General features: G+C 32.2%; 17 protein-coding genes. 5 read left to right on the forward strand and 12 right to left on the reverse strand.

Annotated features, from left to right (window positions below):
- Window positions 1-174: 174 nt before the first annotated feature.
- Together C1I91_RS26260 and C1I91_RS26265 are read right to left on the reverse strand one after the other, a co-directional pair.
- The gene (locus tag C1I91_RS26260; RefSeq protein ID WP_128215574.1) at window positions 175-2877 is read right to left on the reverse strand and encodes a PAS domain-containing hybrid sensor histidine kinase/response regulator; all 2703 of its coding nucleotides are present in this window, start codon (window positions 2875-2877) and stop codon (window positions 175-177) included.
- A 323-nt stretch (window positions 2878-3200) separates the two neighbouring features.
- Window positions 3201-4415, reverse strand: a complete 1215-nt coding sequence (locus C1I91_RS26265; protein WP_128215575.1) for an NAD(P)/FAD-dependent oxidoreductase — start codon at window positions 4413-4415, stop codon at window positions 3201-3203.
- A gap of 542 nt (window positions 4416-4957) precedes the next feature.
- On the opposite strand from C1I91_RS26265, the gene C1I91_RS26270 reads away from it, so the two are divergent.
- Complete coding sequence (locus C1I91_RS26270) at window positions 4958-5338, forward strand: DUF1284 domain-containing protein (RefSeq protein WP_128215576.1); 381 nt, start codon at window positions 4958-4960, stop codon at window positions 5336-5338.
- Window positions 5339-5560: 222 nt separating this feature from the next.
- Complete coding sequence (locus C1I91_RS26275; protein WP_128215577.1) at window positions 5561-5740, forward strand: hypothetical protein; 180 nt, start codon at window positions 5561-5563, stop codon at window positions 5738-5740.
- Here C1I91_RS26275 and C1I91_RS26280 read toward each other — a convergent pair.
- The 5 genes from C1I91_RS26280 to C1I91_RS26300 all read right to left on the reverse strand — a co-directional run bounded on the left by C1I91_RS26280 (window position 5702) and on the right by C1I91_RS26300 (window position 11963).
- Window positions 5702-6640: a DMT family transporter gene (locus tag C1I91_RS26280; protein WP_128215578.1), complete on the reverse strand. Its 939-nt coding sequence runs from the start codon at window positions 6638-6640 to the stop codon at window positions 5702-5704. The genes C1I91_RS26275 and C1I91_RS26280 overlap by 39 nt on opposite strands.
- Before the next feature lie 453 nt (window positions 6641-7093).
- A complete protein-coding gene (locus C1I91_RS26285; protein ID WP_164880668.1) occupies window positions 7094-8575 on the reverse strand; it encodes a family 43 glycosylhydrolase in 1482 nt (493 codons plus the stop codon).
- Between the two features lie 558 nt (window positions 8576-9133).
- The gene (locus C1I91_RS26290; RefSeq protein WP_128215580.1) at window positions 9134-10843 is read right to left on the reverse strand and encodes an ion channel; all 1710 of its coding nucleotides are present in this window, start codon (window positions 10841-10843) and stop codon (window positions 9134-9136) included.
- A 44-nt stretch (window positions 10844-10887) separates the two neighbouring features.
- Window positions 10888-11565, reverse strand: a complete 678-nt coding sequence (locus tag C1I91_RS26295; protein ID WP_128215581.1) for a DUF421 domain-containing protein — start codon at window positions 11563-11565, stop codon at window positions 10888-10890.
- Between the two features lie 26 nt (window positions 11566-11591).
- Window positions 11592-11963: an ATP synthase F0 subunit 8 gene (locus C1I91_RS26300; protein ID WP_128215582.1), complete on the reverse strand. Its 372-nt coding sequence runs from the start codon at window positions 11961-11963 to the stop codon at window positions 11592-11594.
- 564 nt (window positions 11964-12527) lie between these two features.
- Here C1I91_RS26300 and dhaS point away from each other — a divergent pair.
- Entirely contained in the window at window positions 12528-13082 is a 555-nt protein-coding gene (gene dhaS / locus C1I91_RS26305; RefSeq protein ID WP_128215583.1) for a dihydroxyacetone kinase transcriptional activator DhaS, read from the forward strand.
- Between the two features lie 51 nt (window positions 13083-13133).
- On the opposite strand, the gene C1I91_RS26310 is transcribed toward dhaS, so the two are convergent.
- From C1I91_RS26310 to mntR, 3 genes are all read right to left on the reverse strand, one after another.
- Window positions 13134-14792 carry an oleate hydratase gene (locus tag C1I91_RS26310; RefSeq protein WP_128215584.1) on the reverse strand — a complete coding sequence of 553 codons (1659 nt, stop codon included), beginning with the start codon at window positions 14790-14792 and terminating at the stop codon, window positions 13134-13136.
- Window positions 14793-15016: 224 nt separating this feature from the next.
- Window positions 15017-15673, reverse strand: a complete 657-nt coding sequence (locus tag C1I91_RS26315) for a class I SAM-dependent methyltransferase (RefSeq protein ID WP_164880669.1) — start codon at window positions 15671-15673, stop codon at window positions 15017-15019.
- A 175-nt stretch (window positions 15674-15848) separates the two neighbouring features.
- Window positions 15849-16322, reverse strand: a complete 474-nt coding sequence (mntR, locus tag C1I91_RS26320; protein ID WP_128215586.1) for a transcriptional regulator MntR — start codon at window positions 16320-16322, stop codon at window positions 15849-15851.
- Window positions 16323-16511: 189 nt separating this feature from the next.
- On the opposite strand from mntR, the gene C1I91_RS26325 reads away from it, so the two are divergent.
- Together C1I91_RS26325 and C1I91_RS26330 are read left to right on the forward strand one after the other, a co-directional pair.
- Window positions 16512-17792 (forward strand): Nramp family divalent metal transporter, encoded by a 1281-nt coding sequence (locus C1I91_RS26325; protein WP_128215587.1) that lies wholly within the window; start codon window positions 16512-16514, stop codon window positions 17790-17792.
- 295 nt (window positions 17793-18087) lie between these two features.
- On the forward strand, window positions 18088-18693 hold the full coding sequence (locus C1I91_RS26330; protein ID WP_128215588.1) for an HAD family hydrolase: 606 nt from the start codon (window positions 18088-18090) through the stop codon (window positions 18691-18693).
- 337 nt (window positions 18694-19030) lie between these two features.
- Here the strand turns inward: C1I91_RS26330 and C1I91_RS26335 are convergent, their stop codons facing one another.
- Both C1I91_RS26335 and C1I91_RS26340 read right to left on the reverse strand, forming a co-directional pair.
- Window positions 19031-20452, reverse strand: coding sequence for a glycoside hydrolase family 1 protein (locus tag C1I91_RS26335; protein ID WP_128215589.1), 1422 nt, complete (start codon window positions 20450-20452; stop codon window positions 19031-19033).
- 205 nt (window positions 20453-20657) lie between these two features.
- The gene (locus C1I91_RS26340) at window positions 20658-22517 is read right to left on the reverse strand and encodes an ABC transporter ATP-binding protein (protein ID WP_128215590.1); all 1860 of its coding nucleotides are present in this window, start codon (window positions 22515-22517) and stop codon (window positions 20658-20660) included.
- Window positions 22518-22520 lie beyond the last annotated feature (3 nt).

Below are 22520 nucleotides of genomic sequence, written 5' to 3' on the forward strand. Positions count from 1 at the left end.
TAATATTATTAAAATGAATTTATGTAATATTTTTCATATATTTTTATAATATTGCTATATTTTTAACAATAGTCATATATTGTAAACCTAACATTCTTATAATGTGAAAAGACGTTTAGTAACTTAACTTTATACTAAACGCCTCTTATGTGATATTTATTATATTTTAGATAATTATAGATATCTTCTCAAAATCTTTGTCAATGCTTCTAAATCTATAGGTTTAGATAGATACTCATCCATACCACAACTTATAAATCTTTCCTTATCTCCTTCCATGGCGTAGGCTGTCATGGCAACTATAGGTACGTGCTTATTGCACGCATTCTCTCTTGATCTAATTATCTTTGTTGTTTCACATCCATCTAATAAAGGCATCTGAATATCCATTAAAATAATATCATATTTATTTTTATCCATTGCAAGCAAAACCTCTTCACCGTCTTTTACACAATGATATTCATACATAAGATTTTGTAAAAAGTGTTCAATCACTAATGTATTCATCGGATCGTTTTCTGCAACAAGGATAGTTTTTTTATTACTTATAATATCTGCTTTTCTAATCAATGGATTAGCTTCTTTAAAATAATTAGACTTAGTGCTTTCAGCACTCAAAAGTTCTATAGTGAAGTAAAATGTGCTTCCTTTGCCTTCTTCACTTTCAAACCATATGTCTCCCCCCATTAGATTGGCAAGCTTTCTTGAAATTGCAAGTCCGAGACCAGTGCCACCATATTTTCTTGTGTAAGAACTATCTTCTTGTGTGAATAAGCTAAATATATCCTCTCTAAAGCTAGGAGCTATCCCCCTGCCAGTGTCTTCAATGGAAAATTGTAATTTAATTTTATCAGCAGCAGTATTTAATACTTTCTTTACTCTAAAGTATATATGCCCCTTTTCTGTAAACTTAACCGCATTACTTATAAGATTAAGCAGTATCTGGCGTATCTTTAATTGATCTCCTTCTACCTTTTCACTTATCAATGGATCAATATAATACAATGCCTCCAAGTTTTTTTCACCGGCTGTAATAGATAACTCTTGAATTATCATCTCAATAGATTCTCTAAAATTGTACTTTTCCAAACTGATAACTTCTTTTCCCGCCTCTATCTTGGATATATCTAATAAATCATTTATTATCTTCAGTAAGTGATTAGAAGAAGTTTTTAAAATATTTATATATTCTTTCTGTTCCTCATCTAACTCAGTAAATTCCATCAACTGGGCAATCCCTAATATGCCATTCATAGGAGTTCTCAATTCATGACTCATATTAGCTAAGAATTGTGACTTAGCTTGATTAGCTCTTTCAGCTTTTTCCTTTTGTAACTGCAACTGCTTAAAGTTATCTTTTAATTGATTCTCTTTTAATACAGCATCAGTTATGTCGGTTACAAATATAGCAATTTGACCATTTTTCAATTCATAGGCTTGCACATCAATGTATTTATCTATGAAGTCACAATAGAACTGGGCACAATGTGAGACCCCATTATCTGTAGCCTTCTGATACCCCTTATATATCCAGTCCTCTAACTCAGGAAATACCTGAAGCAAAGACCTTCCGATACATTTCACAGCCTCTGTACCTGTGATTTCTTGAAAGCTCTTGTTTACGCTTACAAACTTACAATCGATTATGTTGTTATTGTCATCGTAAATAGCATCTCCTAAGGCCACTCCTTGACTCATAGAACTGTATAATAACCTATATCGTTCCTCATTGACTCTTAGTTTTTCTTCAAGCTTTTTTTGCCAAGTTATATCCTTTGTAAGCCCAACAATTCTAATATTATCACTGCTACCAAAATTATTAATAACCTTGCCCATGGAGCTTACCCATACATACTTTCCGTCTTTTCTGAGCATCCTATGTTCTACCTTTAAATAATCTCCAAGTACAGCCTCATTTATGGCTTTTCTTACAGCATCTATATCATCAGGATGAATAGTCATTATGTATTTTTCTAAGTCTCTAGGATAATCATCAATATCATAACCAAGAATTTTTTCAAAGACCTCGGAATAATGTACTTCTCCTGAATTAATACTAAAATCCCAGACTCCAGATTGGCTTCCTTCAATGGCCATCCTTAATCTCTCCTGGTTCTCATTTAATTTATCTACTAGCATTACTCTATCCGTTATATCTCTAATAAAGAACAAGGTACCAATTACGTCATTATCACTATAAACAGCAGAGCCAGTTAAAGATATACAAATCTTCTTTCCATCTTTTCTTAAGTCTATAATCTCAAAATCTTTAATTTTCTCACCCTTAAATACTTTTAATACTTCGCTAAAATAATCATATCCACACTTATTAAACATATCTATAAATAAGTTTTTGCCTATAATCTCTTCTTTTGAAAATCCATATATGAATTCTGCATTTCTGTTCCATATCTTTATAATGCCTTCAACATCTGTTCCAATTATGGCATCTGTAGTCTCTTCCGATATGGAATATAAATATCTTATCTCATCATAACTTCTTTTTGAATCAGTGACATCAGAAATAATACTGACAACATAATCAATGCCATTTATATTAATCCCAAAAGACTTTATTCTTACTGCAAATATAGTCCCATTCCTCTTATAATTATAAGATTCAAACTCTATCTCTTTTTCTAGAGCTTGATGAAACTTATCCCAAAAGCGATCCATAGTACTTTGGGTACTTACGTCAAGTACATTCATAGATAAGAGTTCATTCTCTATATATCCATAGGTCGTCATGGCTTCACTATTGGCCATTACTATATTACCTGCGACGTCAAATACCAAAACTATGTCATTTATCTTATCTATTATTTGCCTATAGGCCTTTAGTTCCTGATTAGTTCCTAACACATCTATAAAACCCAATATATGCCACCTCTATAATTATTAAGTTTAAATAAACTTTTATTTTTATTAAAATTGTTATTAATATTTTCGAGAGGTTTGTATTAGTCTTAATAACTTATGGTTTAATAATATTAATGTAAATTCAACCAATCTAATTCATCGGCTCTTTGTATCGTATAATTTATTTTTATCCACTATATATAGATGTACCACTTCACAACAAAATTTATATCTTAAAATTCTCCTCTCAGGAGTTAGAGAAACTTTAAAACTATATTTCGAATCGAATAGGGACATCTTTGATTATACAGTTAAATTGTGTTAAAAATATGTGGAGGAGGTTAGCAATCATATCTGCTAATCCTAAATAACTTCAAATCCTCATCTTCTTCTCCAATATATAACTTACTAAGCATCATTCCACCTAGTATGGCAAAAAGTATTCCATTGGCACCGTAGCCCAAACAATACCAAAGCTTATTATTTTTTGGATCCTTTCCTAGGAAGCCTAAGTTATCTTTAGTAGATGCAAAGGCTCCACAATACTTGTATTCTATATCTATAGATAAATTAGGAAAAAGAGTTTTTATCCTTTGTTCAAGCTTTGTATAACTTTCATTACATATAGCTTCGCTAGGTATACCATGTAAGAAATCTAAATCTTCTCCTCCAATTATTAATCTATTATCTTCTGTAGTTCTAAAATAGTTATAAGGATCTTCATTATCTCTAAATATTACGTTTTTATATAGCTCTTCTATCTGGTCAATAGGCTTAGTTACTATATTGAAGGTTGTAGTTTTAACACCAAAATCCCTGTTGGTAAATAAACTAGTATTGTAACCTGTTGCAACTATTATAATTTTACCTCTTACTTTATAGCCATAAACAGTTTCCACATTAACAGCATCATCTTCATACTCAACTTTTATTACTTCTGTATTTTCATATACCCTTAACCCATTACTTAAGCTTGCATCAAGTAAGCTATGGGTAAATCTATAAGGATCAAACATGGCTCCTCCATTCTTACTTAATACACCTGCCTTAACGTCAAATCCAGATGGATTGCTAACTTTATCTATAAACTCAACCTGAAAATCATTTTCCTTTCTAACATGGTACTCTTCCTTTATTTCTTTAACCTCTATATCTTTAGCTGTATACAAAAAACTATCTAACCTCTTAAAATCACAGCCATTGCCATACTGAGCTATAAAGTTTTCTATTTCACTTAAAGCTTTTAAGCCTAATTTATATGACTTCACAATATTTTCCAACGAAGTATCCTTTTTTAATTCCTCTGCATTGCTATCAAGCTCGTATTGAAGAAGTGATGTAGTTATACTAGTACTTCCATGGGCTATTCTTGATTTTTCTAAAATGACTGCATTTACCCCACTTTTAGAAAAATAGTATCCCAATATTGCTCCAGTTACACCTCCTCCAACTATTATTACATCTGCTTCTATATCTTCCGTTAAATACTCATACTGTTTAGTAACCTTGTTTATTCTAGTAAAAAAACTCTCACCCTTTACATATTGAGTACCCATTTCTACCACTTACCTCCATGTATTCATACTTAAACCCTTAGGTTAATTTTCACTATCTATATAAATCGAATTACCTGCTCTCATAAGGTTTCACTATATTATTTTTCTAAAAGTTATTAATTATAACCAGTCTAGACAATAAAAAAATCACTGTTTTTGTCAGTGATTTAACTAAGTTTAGTTATATTAAATTTATACAGTAGTAAATCCTTAAATAGATTTATATCATGCTATAATATATATAGCCTATACTTAATAAAATTCGTTTTTATGTTTGTCTATGTCTAATAATATTGTTGAAATTAAATGGTCATGAAGGAGATGCTCTATGAGCGAGCTATTAGAATTAAATGATTTTTTCAGATGGAATGGCGTTAAGAAACTGTACTGTTCGAACGTAGTGAGTTTACAGTTTTAGCCATGGAATATGATAAAATCATATTAATTCTTTGCGCAAGCTCATTAAAGCATCGGATGACTGACCACTTAATTTCACATAGTACTTTAACAGATCCTTGTTAAAAGTAATAAAGGAGTTAATTATGATATATTTAAGACCTCATCATGGACTTTGTATTCAACATTTTGTTGGAGAGGGCTATAGCCAAGATTTTGTTGATAATATGAAAAGTACAATTCAAGTTCTTGAAAACACCCCTAATATAGAAATAACCTTAGTGCCTGCTTCAGATAATATTTGTAGTTCTTGTCCAAATAATAATCAAGGAATTTGCTTATCTGGACAAAAGCCTGAAGATTATGATAAGTCCTGCCTTAGTTTATGTAATTTAAATTTCGGAGACGTTATCCAATGGAAAGAATTTAAACAAATAGTACAAAAAAATATCTTAACCCAAGACAAGCTCTCTATAGTTTGTAAGGGATGCGAATGGATTAGTATTTGCCAGGGTTTTTATGAGTAAAAACCCTGCTTTTAAATAAATATAGGTATCCAACTTCAACTATTAATTTGTGCATGCCCGGTGATCCCCAGAAGCCAGGATTATCGAACATACATAAATTAAGTTTCCGTAAAGGATACCTATATATATTACTTTTGCTTTACTCTATGGCTATGTTTAATAATATTGTTAAAATTAAGTGGTCATGAAGGAGATGCTATATGAGCGAGCTATTAGAATTAAATGATTTTTTCAGATGGAATGGCGTTAATAAACTGTATGTTCGAACGTAGTGAGTTTACAGTTTTAGCCATGGAATATGACAAAATCATATTAATTCTTTGCGCAAGCTCATCTAAGCATCGGATGACTGATCACTTAATTTCAACACAGTACTTTAACAGAGCCTACTCTATAAACTAAAAATATGCCGTAGCATACAAGTATTAGCGCTACTAATATCTTTAAATCAAATATATTTTCTCCTAAGAACAACGCTGAAAGTAATGTACCGAACACAGGTACTAAGAAATTAAACACTGATATCAGCCCTACTTTATTATAGTTTAAAAGCTGTGTCCAAAGTGCAAAAGCCACAGATGAAAGCAATGCCATATATAATAAAAGTCCTGTAGACTTCAAGTTAAAGCCTTGCAATCTTCCCCCTAACATAAGGCCTAAAATTGTCAATATGACTCCTCCAATAAATAGCTGATATCCTGTAACTATAGATGGATCTGACTTTTGAGTTATCCTTTTTCCGTATATAGCTGAAACTGCAAAGATAATTGCTGAAATCATTATAAATCCCTCACCTCTGAAAGAAAAAGCTCCTCCCGAAGAGGCTTGCCCATTAAGATTTACAATTATAACACCAGAAAACCCAACAATACATCCAAGTATTTTATTAAAGTTAAGCTTATCATTTTTATAAATGAAGTGAGCTAATATAATACTAACAAAGGTTCCTGTTCCGTTTATAATGGAACCTCTAACACCAGTAGTATAGGACATTCCTATATAGAAAAATATGTATTGAAGTGCTGTCTGAAGAAAGCCAAGAGATATAACTTGTCCAAATTGCTTCTTTGAAAAAATAAATATGCTCTTCTTCATAAGTAAACTAAGTAAAAGCACAAAAATTCCTGCTAAGGTAAATCTATAACCAGCAAAGGTGAGCTTTGATCCTAGATCATTGGCCCCTACATGAAATAATCCATATCCAATCTTAATTGATGGATAAGCACTTCCCCATAAAGCACAACATAAAGTTGCTAATATTACAATATTCCTTCTGTTTGTATAAAACTTATTTTTATCCATATCTATTACTCCCATCCAGCTAAATCTATATACTTTATTTTTTAGGTTATGCTAAAGTATCATGTTTAGATTAAGTGGTTAGTCATCCCTTGCATTAATGATAGATGTATCACTTAATTTCAACAATATTATTAAAGATGTCCATATTTTAAAGCATATAATAAATATAGTATAAAAAATTTGCTAAAGCGACCTCCTTTATTAATTTTTTTTAAAAAGCTAGATTACTGCTTTTTTACTGTTTATACTATAAAGCTATCTAAGGCCTTACGATTATTAGACTTAACAAGAAACAACTTCATACTTTCCTACTAAAAAGACAAGCTTATTCATTAAGCTTTCTTAGAATTCTAATCTTCATATGTGATCCCTAGACAGTAAAAAATGAACTGCTTCAACACAACTTATATATGCTGATGCAGTTCATTTCAATTAAATTTAATTAAACTTGATTTATTCTCCATTAGGTTTTGGGATAGTGTTATACCTTCCCACCGGTGTACCAAAGTTTGGTGTTCCATCACTGTTCCAGGTAAATCTCTGCATGCTAACCATTCTCGGAGCATAGTTATTTGGGCTCATCATGGCATGGTATATAATCCAATCTGAATCATCATTTTTTGATTTTACAAAGGAGTTATGACCAACTCCCCAAAGTCCATTCTCTTCGGAAGCTTGAAACACAGGTTTCTGTGACTTTGTCCAATTAGAGGGTACTAAAGGGTCTGCCTTACTATCACAAGTAAGCATACCTAAACAATAATACTGAGTACTACAAAAGCTTGCTGAGTAAGTAACAAAGGTTTTTCCATTATGCTGTAGTACGCTTGGGCCTTCATTTACATTATAAACTCCATTAGTACCTTGTTGCTCCCAAGAAAAGCTAGGTCTTGAAAGCTCTACTCTTTTGCCAGTAAGAGAAGTTGGACTACTCATCTTAGAAATAAATATTTTTTGTACTCCTGGATCTGATGGAGTTATTCCAGACCATAGAAAATACAGACTACCATTTTGCATAAGGATTGTCCCATCTATTGCCCAATCATCTGCATCTTCTACATATAACCTACCAGCATCTGTCCATGTACCGGTGGTAGGATCAGCATTAGTGTTTTTAAGAACTCCAGTTTTTCCTCCTCCACTATAGTAAATATACCAAACCTTATCTATATAGTGCAGTTCTGGTGCCCATATATTCTCAGTATTCCAACCAAAGTCCGGAGCTGTCCAAATTATCTTTCCCTCAGTATTAAACAAATCGCTTAGATTTCTACTTTTATACATTATAAGTTTAGGGGTATATGCACCATCTACTGTATAAGTGTGCATTCCATAATAATATCCATCTGTATGGCTATACACATATGGGTCAGCTTTGTCTCTATCTGTATCTCTAGGGTTAGTCATAGTGCTTGTTGTAGAATAAAGTTTAAAGGTAGCATCCTTTTTATCAGAAGCTCCCGATATTTCTTCAAAAATACACTTTCCATCCTTAATTTTCATATACAAGTTAGAATCTTTATAAGCCTGAAAAGAAGTATAGGCTGAACTAGCTAACCCAGATACCTTCTTAAAAGTTGCATTTTCTTTAAAATCAGCACTTCCATCATTCTCTGATAAAGTAAGTATATTATTATCATTTTTTAGAAAGTGCCCAGGATGACTTACAGATTCTAAAGATACATATTTAGAATTGGCTAAGCCTTTTCTTTGAACATAATAACTATCATATATTGGCGATATGTCCTTATCTACCTTCATCTCAGAATCAGAATTTGTTAAATAATATCCTAGTAAGTCATAAGCTTGCAGCCTAACAATTGTATCAGCTCCTGAGGAAGTTTCCTTTGGCCTACCAAAATAGAATGCAAAGCCAACTATAAATGCAATTACAACTAAAACCTTCGTTAGATTAATTATGAATCTTTTATTCATTCTCTCCTCCATACTTATGATGCCATTAACGTTTACATAAACTATAAGAATACATAAACTTGTTATAATAACAATAATATACACTATTTTAGATTTATGTTCAATATTTTAGGTTTGTTTAAAATAAAAAAATCACTGAAGCGATTTTTCTTCAGTGATTTTTTTTTTGCGCATCTGCCTTTTCTGAACGCATGTGAAGAAATTCTGGCAGGCGACATAATTTTCTTTTTTATTCTTTTCTCTTTTATATACTCTTAAGTAATCCAAGCATACTTATCACAGCTTTATCTAAAGTATAATTTCTTCTAAAGAATAAAAAAATCACTGAAGCGATTTTTCTTCAGTGATTTTTTTTGCGCATCTGCCTTTTCTGAACGCATGTGAAGAAATTCTGGCAGGCGACATAATTTTCTTTTTTATTCTTTTCTCTTTTATATACTCTTGAGTAATCCAAGCATACTTATCACAGCTTTATCTAAAGTATAATTTCTTCTAAAGAATAAAAAAATCACTGAAGCGATTTTTCTTCAGTGATTTTTTTGCGAATCTGCCTTTGTATCATCTTAATATTTTTCTTACGAAGTCTACGGTAAAATAGGACATAAGAAACATTCCCATAAACCCTTCAATACCAGATAATAACATAGCATAAATATTGCCTGGGTTAACATCGCCATAACCTATGGTTAAAATCGTAGCAATGCTATGATATAAGCCTTGCAAGGCTTTTTGCAGAATAGGACTTATTTCCTTATAATAAGAAAACTTATCCCCATCTAGCTTTACAAAGGGCAAGGTATATATTCCCGCAAAGGTAATTACTGTTATTAGCATAGTAAAGCCTATTCTAAAAGGATTTGTAGCATAGTTTCCTACAAAATCTAAAACAAACCACTTAAAAGGGTAGATCATATACCTTCTAATTTTATGTATCTTTTTATTACTATCAGGCGGTAAGTTTTCTCCTCTTAGTTTATAGATGCTTTCGCATCTCTTAAATTCCAAGTAAGCCAGATCTTCATCATTATATCTTCCAATATTTCTAAAATTCTCTTTCAAAAGTCTGAACTGATTAGCCTTCTCTTGGAAATTGGTTTTATCGCCTTGAGAATATACCATTTCCTTAACTTTATTCATCTTCCAATCTATATATATTTGCCCCAAGTTTTTTGTGTTAAGTACATTAAAAGCTTCTATATTAACGACTTTTTTACTTGAAGAAGCTAGATCAAAAGTTTTTTCTATTATACAATTTTCTAATACTAATGATCTACAATATTTTAATCTCATATTTACATGTTCAATAAATATGGAATCCTTAAATATAAGTTCATCTATAGTACTATCAGAAAAGCTTATAGGTTTGCCCTTAAACTCTGCAGCCTTGAAAACAATTTTACCCTCTATCAAGTTCAGGTTAGTCATATTAAACTTACCGCTACCAAATACTACATATCTAAAATGTATATCACACTTAGAATATCTACAAAAACTAAAATCAATATTACTATTTCCAAATATAGATCCACTAAAAGAAACCTTCCCCAATTCAAAGGAAGATGCAAAAAATATAATATCTCCATTGCTAAAATTAGCATTTCTAAAGGAGACATCTCCTTTACCAAAGTTTGTACCACTAAAATCTAATCCACTTGGACTAAATATAGAATAGTCAAAATCAATATGCCCATCTCCGAAGGATGCTCCACTAAAATTTAAGTGCCCCTCAGGCAAGCTATTTGCTCTAAAGCTTACGTTTCCATTTCCAAAGTGTGCGCCATAGAAATTTATCTCTTTTCCATAGAAGTGAGAGAACGAAAAATTCTTTTCTCCATTCCCAAACTTAATACCGTTAAAATCAGTATTACTTACCCAAAAATATGATTTTTCAAAATTAACTTTACCATTACCAAAAATTGAATTAGCTAGGCTAAATCCATCTCCGCCAAACCTAGTATTGCTAAAATCCGAATTACCATCAAAGAAACATCTCTCAGCATAAAAGTCCCTAATATTATCTTGGCTATCACAACCAAAAAACTCCTTATACTCATCTATAGAGAAGTCAAAAAAATAAAGTTCCCTAAACTTAAAATCAGTATATGCTGATTTTATATGTAGTAATTGTTCTATAGTAAAGGCTCCAAATTCTCTTATCTCAAGTACTTCCCCTTCATCATTAAAAAAGTTTATTACAATAGTTTTTTCAGAATACAAGTTTTCACTTATTTTATAAGGAGTAGCTTTTTCAACCACATCATATCTCATTGTATTATCGCTCCTAAATATCTCCTACTGGGAAATCAATATAATTAATTATATTTTCGTAAAATAATTAACTTCCATGAAGGGTCTAGCTCCGCTATTGCAACTTCTTTTACAAAATCCTCAATCCCCTTATTCTTTAGTTCACTTATAAGCCAATTTTCATCCTTTCCTATATGTTTTAGATTACTATGCTGTATAGTACCATCTAGAATAAGCGGAATAGTAATAGTTTCATTTGACGCTGACATATTTAAATCCTTAAGGGTAACTGGTTTATTTTCACCTTTTAAAAAAACAGATAGGGTTCCTTGCGGTTCAAAAATCGCAGTTTGTACATCTGATACTTTATCGCATCCCTGTTCTCTTAGCAGTCCCTTCAACTGATTCATACTTAGACTAAGTTTCTTTAAAGCCTTCATATCAATATTTCCATTCTCTATTATTATAGTGGCTGTATGCTCAAAGAACATAGTAAGCTTATTAATAACAGCCAGTCTTCCTACAAGAACCATCAATGCCACAAGCAGTCCAACTCCGTATATTGACTTTATGACCACCTTATCAACTAAGGGCTCAGCTGCAACATTGGCAAGTATCATAACCCCAGCTATTTCATAAGCAGTCATTTCAGCAATTGCTTTTTTTGTCATCATTCTTGTTGATAAATAAGTGAAAAAGTACACCAAAATAACCCTTATGGAATAAGTTATAACTATTTTCATATGTTCCTCCAAATAAAACTAACTAGTTAGGGCCCTGAAAAAGGTTTTACTACTAAATTAATCATTTCTCTTAGCGCCCCTACATATTCTAACGAACTATCTTGTTTATTCTTTACGGTTACTTTAAGTTGTCCAACAGTATGTTCGAAGCTAATCAATGCTTCTGTAGCATTATTTATTTGTATTATAAATTTATTGCTTTCAAAGTTATGTACAAACTCTTCAGTGTACTGATCAGCCTTCTTCCAATCGCCCTGTTCTATGCTTGCTTGAATATTATTAAGCTGATAGTTCATAGATTTTAAAGGAAGGATATTTCTAAATATAATCCATAATAATATAAAAGCTAAAAACCATATGATTGCAATCTTATATCTAATATCGTAATTATCAAACATGCTCTCACATCCGTTCCTTATGTACTACTATTTAGTATCGCAAGATTGATTATAATTATACTTCTTCCCCTACTTATAAATCACTTCATTAATATACTTAATACTTCTATGATCTAATATAAATTACTTGGCCATCCAGTAAAATCTCCATATTAAATTTGATGCAGTTAGTCCTCAGATGCCTTGATAAAGTTACTTAAATAATTAAAATATTATTACAGCTTTGTATGATTATTGTTATTACTTTCATAAATGATATATAATATATAGACATACTACTTCATACTGAAATCTATAAAAACAAAGCTACTTAGGTTCATCAAAAGCTTTATTTTGAGTCTAAAGATTCAAGTAGTATATCTGTTCGCGGAATAGATCTCACAGTTCTTTAATCTTTAAACGTACTAACAACCATTTTAGCTGTTAATTGTACTCTTATTGATTTGTATATTTTATTTTGAACTTGTGTATCTATATATAACAGACTAGCTTGTAAGTAATTTATAAATCCTCATATTAATAAACTATAGGATCAAAAAGAAAAAAATGTTATAGGAGATTGATATGTCAGAGTCACTAATAACTAAAAGAGCTCTCGCAGCTTCAATTAAGCAGCTTATGGAGACGATTCCATTATCTAAAATATCTATTCAAGAAATAGCAGATAACTGCGGACTAAATAGACAAACCTTCTACTATCACTTTAAGGATAAATTTGACCTTGTAAACTGGATTTATTACACCGAGGTCACAGAAAATATAGATAATTGCAGGCATTATGATAACTGGCCTGATGGCATGTATAGAACCCTATGCTACCTAATGAATAACAAATCCTTTTATATAAACGCTCTTAATACTCCTGGACAAAATGCATTTGACGGTTATTTTTTTGAATTTAGCTATGAACTCATCCTGGGAGTCGTTAATGATTTGTCTATTCAACTAAAGGTTTCACAAAAGGATAAAAAGTTTATATGTGAATTTTATACTCATGCTTTTGTAGGAATAATAGTTCAATGGATAAAGGGCGGTATGAAAGAATCCCCTAAGATTATGGTAGAACAAATTAGAAATATTGTGGAGGGCAGCATGCTAGGTGCTCTAGCTAGATACTAAATAATAGAAAAGGGTTCAAGGCTATAACCAATAAGCCTTGAACCCTTTTAACTAATTTATAAACAACTTCTTTAGTGCCATTATCTCTTCACGTAAATTATCATCTCTCATCATTACCATAGCTGAGTTGAGAAGTACTCTTGCATCATACTGTCCTTTGTATATAGGAGTAACTTCTTTATCTAGATTTAAGAATTTATATACAGCCATTTGAGCAGATCTAGCTGAGTAATCTACAGTAAATACAACATCATCTGGAATCTCAGCAAACTGTCCAAGGAAGGCTAGATTGGTAGAGCATTCTGGCACTACTTGTGGTCTATCTCCCTTTGATCTTGTTAAAAACTGACTTGTTATAAATGGCATTATACATGGAATACATATAGAAGTACTTATAATTTTGTCCATATCTTCTTTAAAGTTTAGATGGTACAATAGCTCAGTTAGGATTTCTTCACCAGTACAATCTACCATTCTCTTCTTAACGAAGTCTCCTTCTTTATATGGGAATAATGCATAGCCCCAAAAAGCTTGTACATCGTCAGGTTGATTAATAAAGTGAGGTTGATTGTGTAGAACTATAGACATAAACCAACCTGAATCTTTGAAAGTCATAAGAGCTCCTGTTCCTGGCTGATTTCCTGTGTACTCTATTATCTTATTAAACATTGTAGGATCTTTTAAAGTAACAGTAAAGGATTCCCACATGGATTCTTCTACTCTATTATTAAACACTTCTGGTCTTCCAAACTCAGGTGACTCCTTAGCAATCTTTTCCCAAAGGCTCCAGTCTCCTCCTACGGTCTTATCATTAAGCTTTGGTACAGTGTTCATAGAACCTAAGCTAGCACCTGCAGTTAATGAACCTATTGTAACAAATACAAAGTCATCGGCTTCAACTACTATCTTTTCTTCTTTTTCAGCTCTCAAACAATTTATTCCTTTAACAGTCTTTTTATCATTCTCTGTGTTAAACTCCAAGCTAGTCACTAAGCAGCCATATTGAAAATCTACCCCTTGCCCCTTTAACCATTCAGTCATAGGTAGTATTATTGAATCATATTGGTTATAAGGTGTACGACGAACTCCAGATAAATCACTTATTCTTGGAAGTTCATGAAAGAATCTATGAAGATATCTCTTGAACTCCACTGCACTATGCCATGGTTCAAAAGCAAAAGTCGTAGTCCATTGATACCAAAAGTTTGTTTCGAAAAATGTCTCTGGGAAGCAATCAGTAATTGTCTTAGTCCCTAAAGCTTCTTCTGTATTCATTAATATATCTATAAGAGCGAGTCTATCTTGACGATTAAAACCTAACTTTGAAGATTCCAATATGTTGGCATCATTGTCAATCAATCTAGCTTTTGATGAAGTATGAACTTTTTTATTAAAGGCTCTAAACTCATCCATAATTGAAACCGTAGGATCAGTTAAAGAAGGGATACACTCCATTATGCCAAAAATACATGCATATGCCTCTTCATCAAACATTCTTCCTCCACGGATTACATAACCTGTTTCAGGATTGCCAGCACCATCCATACTTCCGCCTTCTATGCTACTTTGCTCAAGTATATGAATATTTTTTGCTGGAACATGACCATCCCTTATTAAATAAACCGCTGCTGAAAGAGATGCTATTCCCCCTCCAACTAAATAAGCATTAATCTTTTCTACATCTACATTTCTGTCAAAATTAAATCTCATTTTATCCAACCCCTCTTTATAAAATATTATCTAGCAAATTTATACCCAAATCACTTGCTATGCTTATAATATAATTCTTTATAAAAGTAAGTTGAATAATCAAAACCTTGTGTTTGTCTAAAAAACATACAGCTTCTTAAAACTGTCTAATTTTTTTACATAAATGATCTGATGTAAAATTAACTTTTAGATCTGTTAAAGTATCCTGTTGAAATTAAGTAGTCTTAAAATTTCTTTGATAGCAAAATAACCGTATTTCCGAACTGGTTAACTTTCTCCACAGACTTAAAGCCAGCTTCATAGAGAATCTTCTCCTGATTTTCTACTGTGCAAGGAGTATCATAATGATAAAAACCTTCAGTTATGCCAAGCTCTTTTCGTATTCTTTTGTTCTCATTAAAATTAAAGTCCTCATATTCTTGATTTGGGGCCATATAGTCAGTTTCAATATAGATACCGCCATATTTTAAGCTTTTAAAAAGCTTTTTATATAACTGAAGCTTTTCTTCATGAGTGAAATGATGGAGAGTCTGCACAGATAAAGCAACGTCAAAGCTCTCTTCTCCCATATCATAATTAAAGTAGCTATCTTCTATAAGTCTTATTTGATTTATTCTATCCTTGTGTTTTTCTTTTAATTTCTCCAACATATCTTTTGAAAAATCAATGCCGGTAACTTCAACCTTAGGATTAATTTTAAATATCTCATCTAACTCTAATCCGGTGCCACAACCTAAATCTAATAGTTTTATAGGTTGGTTTTGTGGTACAAGCTTAGCTGTTTCTATATAATAATTACCTGCACCATCAACAAAATCCATCATGTGCTGTTCATAACCATCTACCCTTTTATTAAAAAAGCTTCTCATCTCTTCTAACATTTTAACCATCTCCTGAATATAAATTTGTATATGTCCCACTTTATACGAAAATTTATATTTTCAAATCTAAGTGGTACATCTTTGGCTACAACAAAATTATATTCCTATAAAAGTAAGTAAGAAACCTTAAAGATATTACTGAAAAAAACTTGCTCTATTTTATCATAGGAACTCCTTACTTACGTTTTTTACCCATATATTCATTAAACCTAACAGCTATATCTGGGTTATCTTTTATGAAAGCTATATATTTATCGAAGCATTTTATACTCTGATTACTTAGAGTATGTTCTACCTTTTCTGTCTCTATCAAAATTTTGTCCTCAGAAATTCCTAATATTCTTAAAAAGGACTCTACGGTCTTGTGACGTTTTAATAAAAATGCACCTAATTTCTTTCCTTCATCCTTTAGAACTATAACTCCGTACTTTTCATATAGTAAGAGATCTAACTCTCCAAGTCTCTGTACCATCCTTGTGGCAGAGGGAGGATGTACATTTAAAGCTTCAGACAAGTCATGTATTCTTGTGAAGCCTTTATCTATTGACAAACGATATATCATCTCCAAATAATCCTCCATTGATGCAGTAAGTGGATTATCTTCATTTTTCATATATTCACTAAAAGTACGGAAAGCTTTGTTGTCCATTTCTTCACCTTCTCTTAGGGTTAATAAATGCTTAGTAAATTATATGCACTAGTTTATAAAAAAATTACTCTAGAGTAACATTTTTATAATTAAGTTCATAGTTTATATTAAGTTAAAATTTTTAGCCTAGACTAAAAATTTTGTTTTTAAGATACTTATATTATTTTTAATACAGAGGGTGAAGAATATATGAATAAACGAAGCTTTTGCAAAAAAACTTATAATATAGAAGAAAATAATAAACCTAGCACTTTTTTAAGCTTTAAGAACTTACTAAAATTTTTAGGTCCAGCCTTTATTGTAAGTGTTGCATATGTGGATCCTGGAAACTTTGCAACTAATATCAGTGGCGGCTCCACCTTTAATTACAGTCTACTATGGGTTATTTTATGGAGTAACCTAATGGCTATATTCCTTCAAATAATGTCTGCAAAATTAGGTATAGCAACCAATAAAAATCTAACTGAGATGTGCAGAGAAGTATTTTCAAAGAAAGCTAATTGGTTCTTTTACATCGTGTCAACTCTTGCAGCAATGGCCACTACTCTAGCTGAATTTGTAGGTGCTGTTTTAGGACTTTACTTATTACTTCATATTCCTATATCTTACGCAGTAGTAATAACTACAATAATAACTTTATCAATTGTCTATCTTCAAAAATATGGCCAACGAGTTGTTGAAGTTGTTATTACAATATTGATTGCTGTAATCTGCATAGCCTATACCATAGAATTATTTCTTGCCAAACCAGATTGGTCTCAAGTAGCTATTCATACTTTATTGCCTTCCATTCCAAACGGTCAAGCTTTACTAATAGCTGTTGGTATGCTAGGAGCTACAGTTATGCCTCATGTAATTTACCTGCATTCTCAGTTAGTCCAGAGTCGAAGTATTAATAAGACTCTAGAAGAAAAGAAGAAGCATCTTTTTATGGAAAAGGTCGATGTTTTTGTAGCTATGAATATAGCCTTTATCGTTAATGCAGCTATGGTAATAGTTTCAGCATCAGTATTCTATAGTCATGGTATGGTAGTTGACTCAATAGAGCAAGCACACAGATCTCTAGAACCTTTACTTGGTTCTCTATCAAGCGGTGCTTTTGGAGCCGCTTTACTAGCTTCTGGCTTTTCCTCCTCTTCTGTGGGAGCCATGGCAGGTGAAACAATTATGGATGGTTTTGTAGATTTAAAGATTCCTGCAGTTGTAAGAAGAATTATAACAATGCTTCCTGGTATAATCATTATAGCAATAGGCGTAAACCCAATGAAGGCACTTGTAATAAGTCAAGTATGCTTAAGCTTTGTACTACCAGTTACAATAATATCTATGCTTAAGATTACTAACAGAAAGGACCTAATGGGTGACTTTGTAAATAAACCTTTTGTAAAGATATTAGGCTGGCTTATAGCATCAGTTATAATAATTATGAATGCTGTTTTAATATATCTAACTCTAACAGGGAAGGTTTAATAAGCCTAAAACTAAGCTATTATATAAATACAGATGTTCTCCTATAACAACGCCATGCTAGGAGCCATCTGTTATTTTTATTAGCTTAGATAAAAATTCGGAACAATAAGCTTTAGATTCTATTAAGGTTCTGTGTTGAGATTAAGTGGTACGTCATGTGATGTTTTTACTAGCTTACCCAAAGAATTAATACCCATATATATATACCAATTGAATTTATTTCTGTATAATAATGTAATATAATTATGTTATTGCCTATAAATAATTCTAATTCTACACAAAAGGAGCTTTAAACATGTATAAAAATATAATATTTGATATAGGAAATGTAATTTTAGACTTTCATCCTAAAGCTTATCTTGGTAAAAAAATATCTGACCCTGATAAGGTACTAGAGGTACATAAGGAGTTATTTCAGAGTGAAGAATGGGTGATGCTTGATAGAGGAGTTATCACCGAAGAAGAAGCTAGAAAAGTAATAATCAATAGGAGCAAAGCAAATGGAGACTTAATAAAACTTGCTTTTGAAGGATGGTACGATATACTTACACCTATTGAATCCACAGTTGAAGTAATAAAAAAGCTTAAGGAACTAAAGTACAATTTGTACTTTTTATCTAACTTTCATCTATTAGCCTTTGAGCATATAACTGAAAAGTATGATTTTTTTAAGCTTTTTGATGGAGGTATAGTATCTTATAAAGAAAAGCTCCTAAAACCTGAAGAAGCCATATATACAAGAATAGTTGAAAAATATGGCCTTAACCCAGAGGAATCAATATTTATTGATGATGTGGAAGAAAATATTGAGGGAGCGAAAAAACTTAACTTCAATACAATACTACTTAAAGATCCTACTAAATTAGTTGAAGGGCTAAGAGCCTATGGAATTGAGCTTTAATGGAGGCTTAACTTAATATAACCATTGTGAAACTAAATTATTGGTCGTCTTATGGTGCTTTATTTGTCCATCTGAATTTCTGAAAGCATATAAGCCAAACATTGCAGGCGACATAATTTTATTTTTACTGTTTACCCTAATTAGCTGTTCTAAACCGCTGAAATTATTAGGTTTAGCTAGCACAAAGTTTTATATCTTCCTATATAGCAAAAAATCTTGCATATCTAAGACCCAATTAGTCCTAGATGCAAGATTCTTTAAGTATTTTTAAACATCAATATATCTTTTAGTCAATGTTTAATAATATTGTTGAAATTAAGTGGTCATGAAGAAGATGCTATCTCTTTAAGCTACCACCATTAGTAGCTATAACTTCTTTATACCAATCAAAACTCTTCTTCTTATATCTTTCTAAAGTTCCACTTCCATCATCATGTCTATCGACATATATGAAGCCATATCTCTTTTTAAGCTGAGCAGTTGATGCACTTACTAAGTCTATGCAACCCCAAGTAGTATATCCCATAAGTTCAACACCATCTTCAATAGCTTCTGCAACCTGAACTAAATGATCATTTAAGTAGTTGATTCTGTAGTCATCATTTACTGTCTTATTGCCATTTTCATCAGTTGTTAACTCATCCACTGCCCCTAGTCCATTTTCAACTATGAATAGAGGTTTTTGATATCTATCATATAATTGATTTAGGATATATCTTAGTCCTTCTGGATCTATCTGCCATCCCCATTCTGAAGCCTTCAAGTATGGGTTTGGAACCCCTGAAAGAATATTTCCTTCTCCCTTTTTATTCTTCTCTGGATCTGCTGTTGCACAAGAACTCATATAATAGCTAAAGGAAATAAAATCTACTGTATTTTTTAGTATTTCCTTATCACCAGGCTCCATCTTAATCTCTATGTTGTTTTCTTTAAATATTCTATTCATATATCTTGGATATTCTCCTCTTACATGAACGTCTGCGAAGAAAAGATTTTCTCTGTCCTGTTCCATAGCCTTAAGTACATCACTTGGCTTAGAAGTTAATGGGTAGTTTGGTACACCAAGAATCATACAGCCTATCTTAAAATCTGGATTTATTTCATGTCCTACCTTTACTGCTAATGCGCTGGCAACAAGCTCATGGTGCATAGCTTGATATAAGTCCTGCTTACTTAGCTTTTCTTTTGGTGTCCATATTCCAGCACTCATATAAGGTGCATGCAATGCAGAATTTATCTCATTGAAGGTTAACCAATACTTTACCTTATTCTTATATCTTGTAAATATTGCTCTAACATAGTTTTCAAAGAAACCTATTAACTTTCTATTAACCCATCCATCATAGTTTTTAGCAAGCGCCAGCGGAGTCTCATAATGAGATATTGTTACTAAAGGCTCTATTCCGTATTTAGCTAGCTCATCGAATACTTTATCATAGAATTCTAAACCCTTTTCATTTGGTTCTTTGTCATTGCCATTAGGGAATATTCTTGACCATGCTATAGAAAGTCTAAAAGTCTTAAAGCCCATCTCTGCAAATAGCTTTATATCTTCTTTATATCTGTGATAAAAGTCAATACCTATAAGCTTCATGTTATCTTCTGTTGGTTCTTCTGTAAGAGGTCCCATAATACCCCTAGGTGCTATATCCTGGGTTGATAGACCTTTTCCATCTTCATTATATGCTCCTTCAAACTGGTTGGCAGCAGTAGCTCCTCCCCATAAAAAACCTTCTGGAAACCTAATTTCTTTTGACATATTATTTTTCCCCCTATCCTATTATGATTGGTAAATAATAAAACCTAAATTAATAGGATATCTTTAAATCTATAAAGAAGACATCTCATATTAATCTAGGTTTTGCCTGCTTACCAGTTACAATCCTAAGTATGTTTTATTGTCTATAAATATATGCTAGCATGTTTATTAAAAATAGGTCAATGGATTTTCAGATTAAGAAAATTTAGCTATCAGCTTGCACTTTATCCAATCTTCCCATCTGACTCATTACCATATCATAATATCGTCCCTTTTTCTCCATAAGAGTCTTGTGATTGCCCTTTTCCAATATTTTTCCTTCACCTATTACCATTATATGATCCGCATCTCTAATAGTAGATAAGCGATGAGCTATTAAGAAACTTGTACGATTCTTCATCAAACTTAGTAGGGCATGCTGTATGTCCTTTTCTGTCTTAGTATCAACACTACTAGTGGCCTCATCTAAAATTAAAATCGGACTATCGCAAAGTACTGCTCTAGCTATGGATATCAATTGTCTCTGCCCCTGACTTAGATTGTCTGTAGCTCCAGACACCATAGTATTATAGCCTTTGGGAAGCTTATCAATAAAATCATGTGCATGTGCAATCTTTGCAGCCTCTATTACCTGTTCATCTGTGGCATCATTTTGAGAATACCTTATGTTATCCATTATAGTACCAGTAAACATAAAAGTATCTTGAAGAACTACCGAAAAGCACTTTCTGAGACTATCTCTTTTTAGATTAGTAATTGCTTCATTATCGATCAGAATCCTTCCGCTATCAGCATCGTAAAACCGAGTTAGAAGATTTACAATAGTAGTCTTTCCAGCACCAGTTTCACCTACTAAGGCTACTACTTCCCCAGCTTTAACCTGAAAGCTTACATCCTTTAGTATAGGTGTGGCTTTATCATATGAAAAATATACATCCTCAAAGGTAACTTCTCCTTTGGGATTTTCTATTTCTTTAGCAGCCTCTACATCCGCTGGCTCCTCTTCATCATCTAAGATTTCAAAAACACGCTCTGCTCCAGCTAAAGCAGACTGGATAGTGTTAAACATACCTGCAACAGAATTAAGCGGCTGAGCAAATTGCTTTGAATAGCTCATAAAGCTTACAACCGTTCCTACGGAAACACCATAAGTTACAGAAAGAATACCTCCTGTAATAGCTACAATAGCAAAAACTAAATTATTTATAACATTCATAAGCGGCATCATATATCCAGACCATATTTGAGCCTTGCTGCTGCTTTCATATAGTTCTTCATTTATTTCTTTGAAGTGCTTTAATACATCCTCCTGCTTCCCAAAAGCCTTTACCATCTTAAGACCCAAAATGTTCTCCTCTATTACTCCATTAAGAGTTCCAAGGCTTCTTTGTTGGGCTTTAAAGTAGCCTTTACTTCTTGATGCAATAGTTTTAGTTAATAAAGCTACAAGCGGAACACACAATAGAACTGTAAGTGTAAGTGGAATATTCAGAGTTACCATAACCACAAATGAGCCAACCAACGTTAATATACTAGCTATCAACTGAGTGGTTGTCTGAGCAATAGTTGAGCTTATGTTGTCCACATCATTTGTTATTCTGCTCATTGTATCTCCATGGGAGCGAGTATCATAAAACTTTAAAGGAAGCTTCTGCATCTTCTCAAAAAATTCGGTACGTAAAGCTAATACTAGTCTTTGAGAAACCTTAAGCATAATAACTCCATTTAAATAAGAAATAATCCAATTTATTGCATATAGACCTACTATTATTAGTAAAAGCCACTTAAGTCTTTCAGTGTCTACTGTTCTATTGCTAATCTTGAAGGTATTGAAGGTCTTCCCAACAAAATAGGGAATTGCCACGGAAATTAATGAAGAAAATACGGTAAGTACCATAGCTACAAATATAGTTTTTCCCCATCTCATATAGATGCTTATAATACGTCTAAGTGTACCTTTAGCATTCTTAGGCTTTGCTGTAGGTGCAAATCTATTTGGACCTCCTCCAGGTCTTCCGCCTAAAGATGGACCTTTTGCTTCTGGTCTTGAAATTTGCTGTGTCATAAC

This window comes from Clostridium manihotivorum, assembly GCF_004015185.1.
GTDB classification, from domain to species: domain Bacteria; phylum Bacillota; class Clostridia; order Clostridiales; family Clostridiaceae; genus Clostridium_AR; species Clostridium_AR manihotivorum.

Coding starts and splice junctions, on each gene's coding strand:
- C1I91_RS26325 (WP_128215587.1), top strand. CDS start 16,512: ATGAATAAACGAAGCTTTTGCAAAAAAACTTATAATATAGAAGAAAAT.
- C1I91_RS26265 (WP_128215575.1), bottom strand. CDS start 4,415: ATGGGTACTCAATATGTAAAGGGTGAGAGTTTTTTTACTAGAATAAAC.
- C1I91_RS26295 (WP_128215581.1), bottom strand. CDS start 11,565: ATGAAAATAGTTATAACTTATTCCATAAGGGTTATTTTGGTGTACTTT.
- C1I91_RS26300 (WP_128215582.1), bottom strand. CDS start 11,963: ATGTTTGATAATTACGATATTAGATATAAGATTGCAATCATATGGTTT.
- C1I91_RS26315 (WP_164880669.1), bottom strand. CDS start 15,673: ATGTTAGAAGAGATGAGAAGCTTTTTTAATAAAAGGGTAGATGGTTAT.
- C1I91_RS26275 (WP_128215577.1), top strand. CDS start 5,561: ATGATTTTTTCAGATGGAATGGCGTTAATAAACTGTATGTTCGAACGT.
- C1I91_RS26330 (WP_128215588.1), top strand. CDS start 18,088: ATGTATAAAAATATAATATTTGATATAGGAAATGTAATTTTAGACTTT.
- C1I91_RS26340 (WP_128215590.1), bottom strand. CDS start 22,517: ATGACACAGCAAATTTCAAGACCAGAAGCAAAAGGTCCATCTTTAGGC.
- C1I91_RS26285 (WP_164880668.1), bottom strand. CDS start 8,575: ATGAATAAAAGATTCATAATTAATCTAACGAAGGTTTTAGTTGTAATT.
- C1I91_RS26310 (WP_128215584.1), bottom strand. CDS start 14,792: ATGAGATTTAATTTTGACAGAAATGTAGATGTAGAAAAGATTAATGCT.
- C1I91_RS26290 (WP_128215580.1), bottom strand. CDS start 10,843: ATGAGATATGATGTGGTTGAAAAAGCTACTCCTTATAAAATAAGTGAA.
- C1I91_RS26335 (WP_128215589.1), bottom strand. CDS start 20,452: ATGTCAAAAGAAATTAGGTTTCCAGAAGGTTTTTTATGGGGAGGAGCT.
- C1I91_RS26270 (WP_128215576.1), top strand. CDS start 4,958: ATGATATATTTAAGACCTCATCATGGACTTTGTATTCAACATTTTGTT.
- dhaS (WP_128215583.1), top strand. CDS start 12,528: ATGTCAGAGTCACTAATAACTAAAAGAGCTCTCGCAGCTTCAATTAAG.
- mntR (WP_128215586.1), bottom strand. CDS start 16,322: ATGGACAACAAAGCTTTCCGTACTTTTAGTGAATATATGAAAAATGAA.
- C1I91_RS26280 (WP_128215578.1), bottom strand. CDS start 6,640: ATGGATAAAAATAAGTTTTATACAAACAGAAGGAATATTGTAATATTA.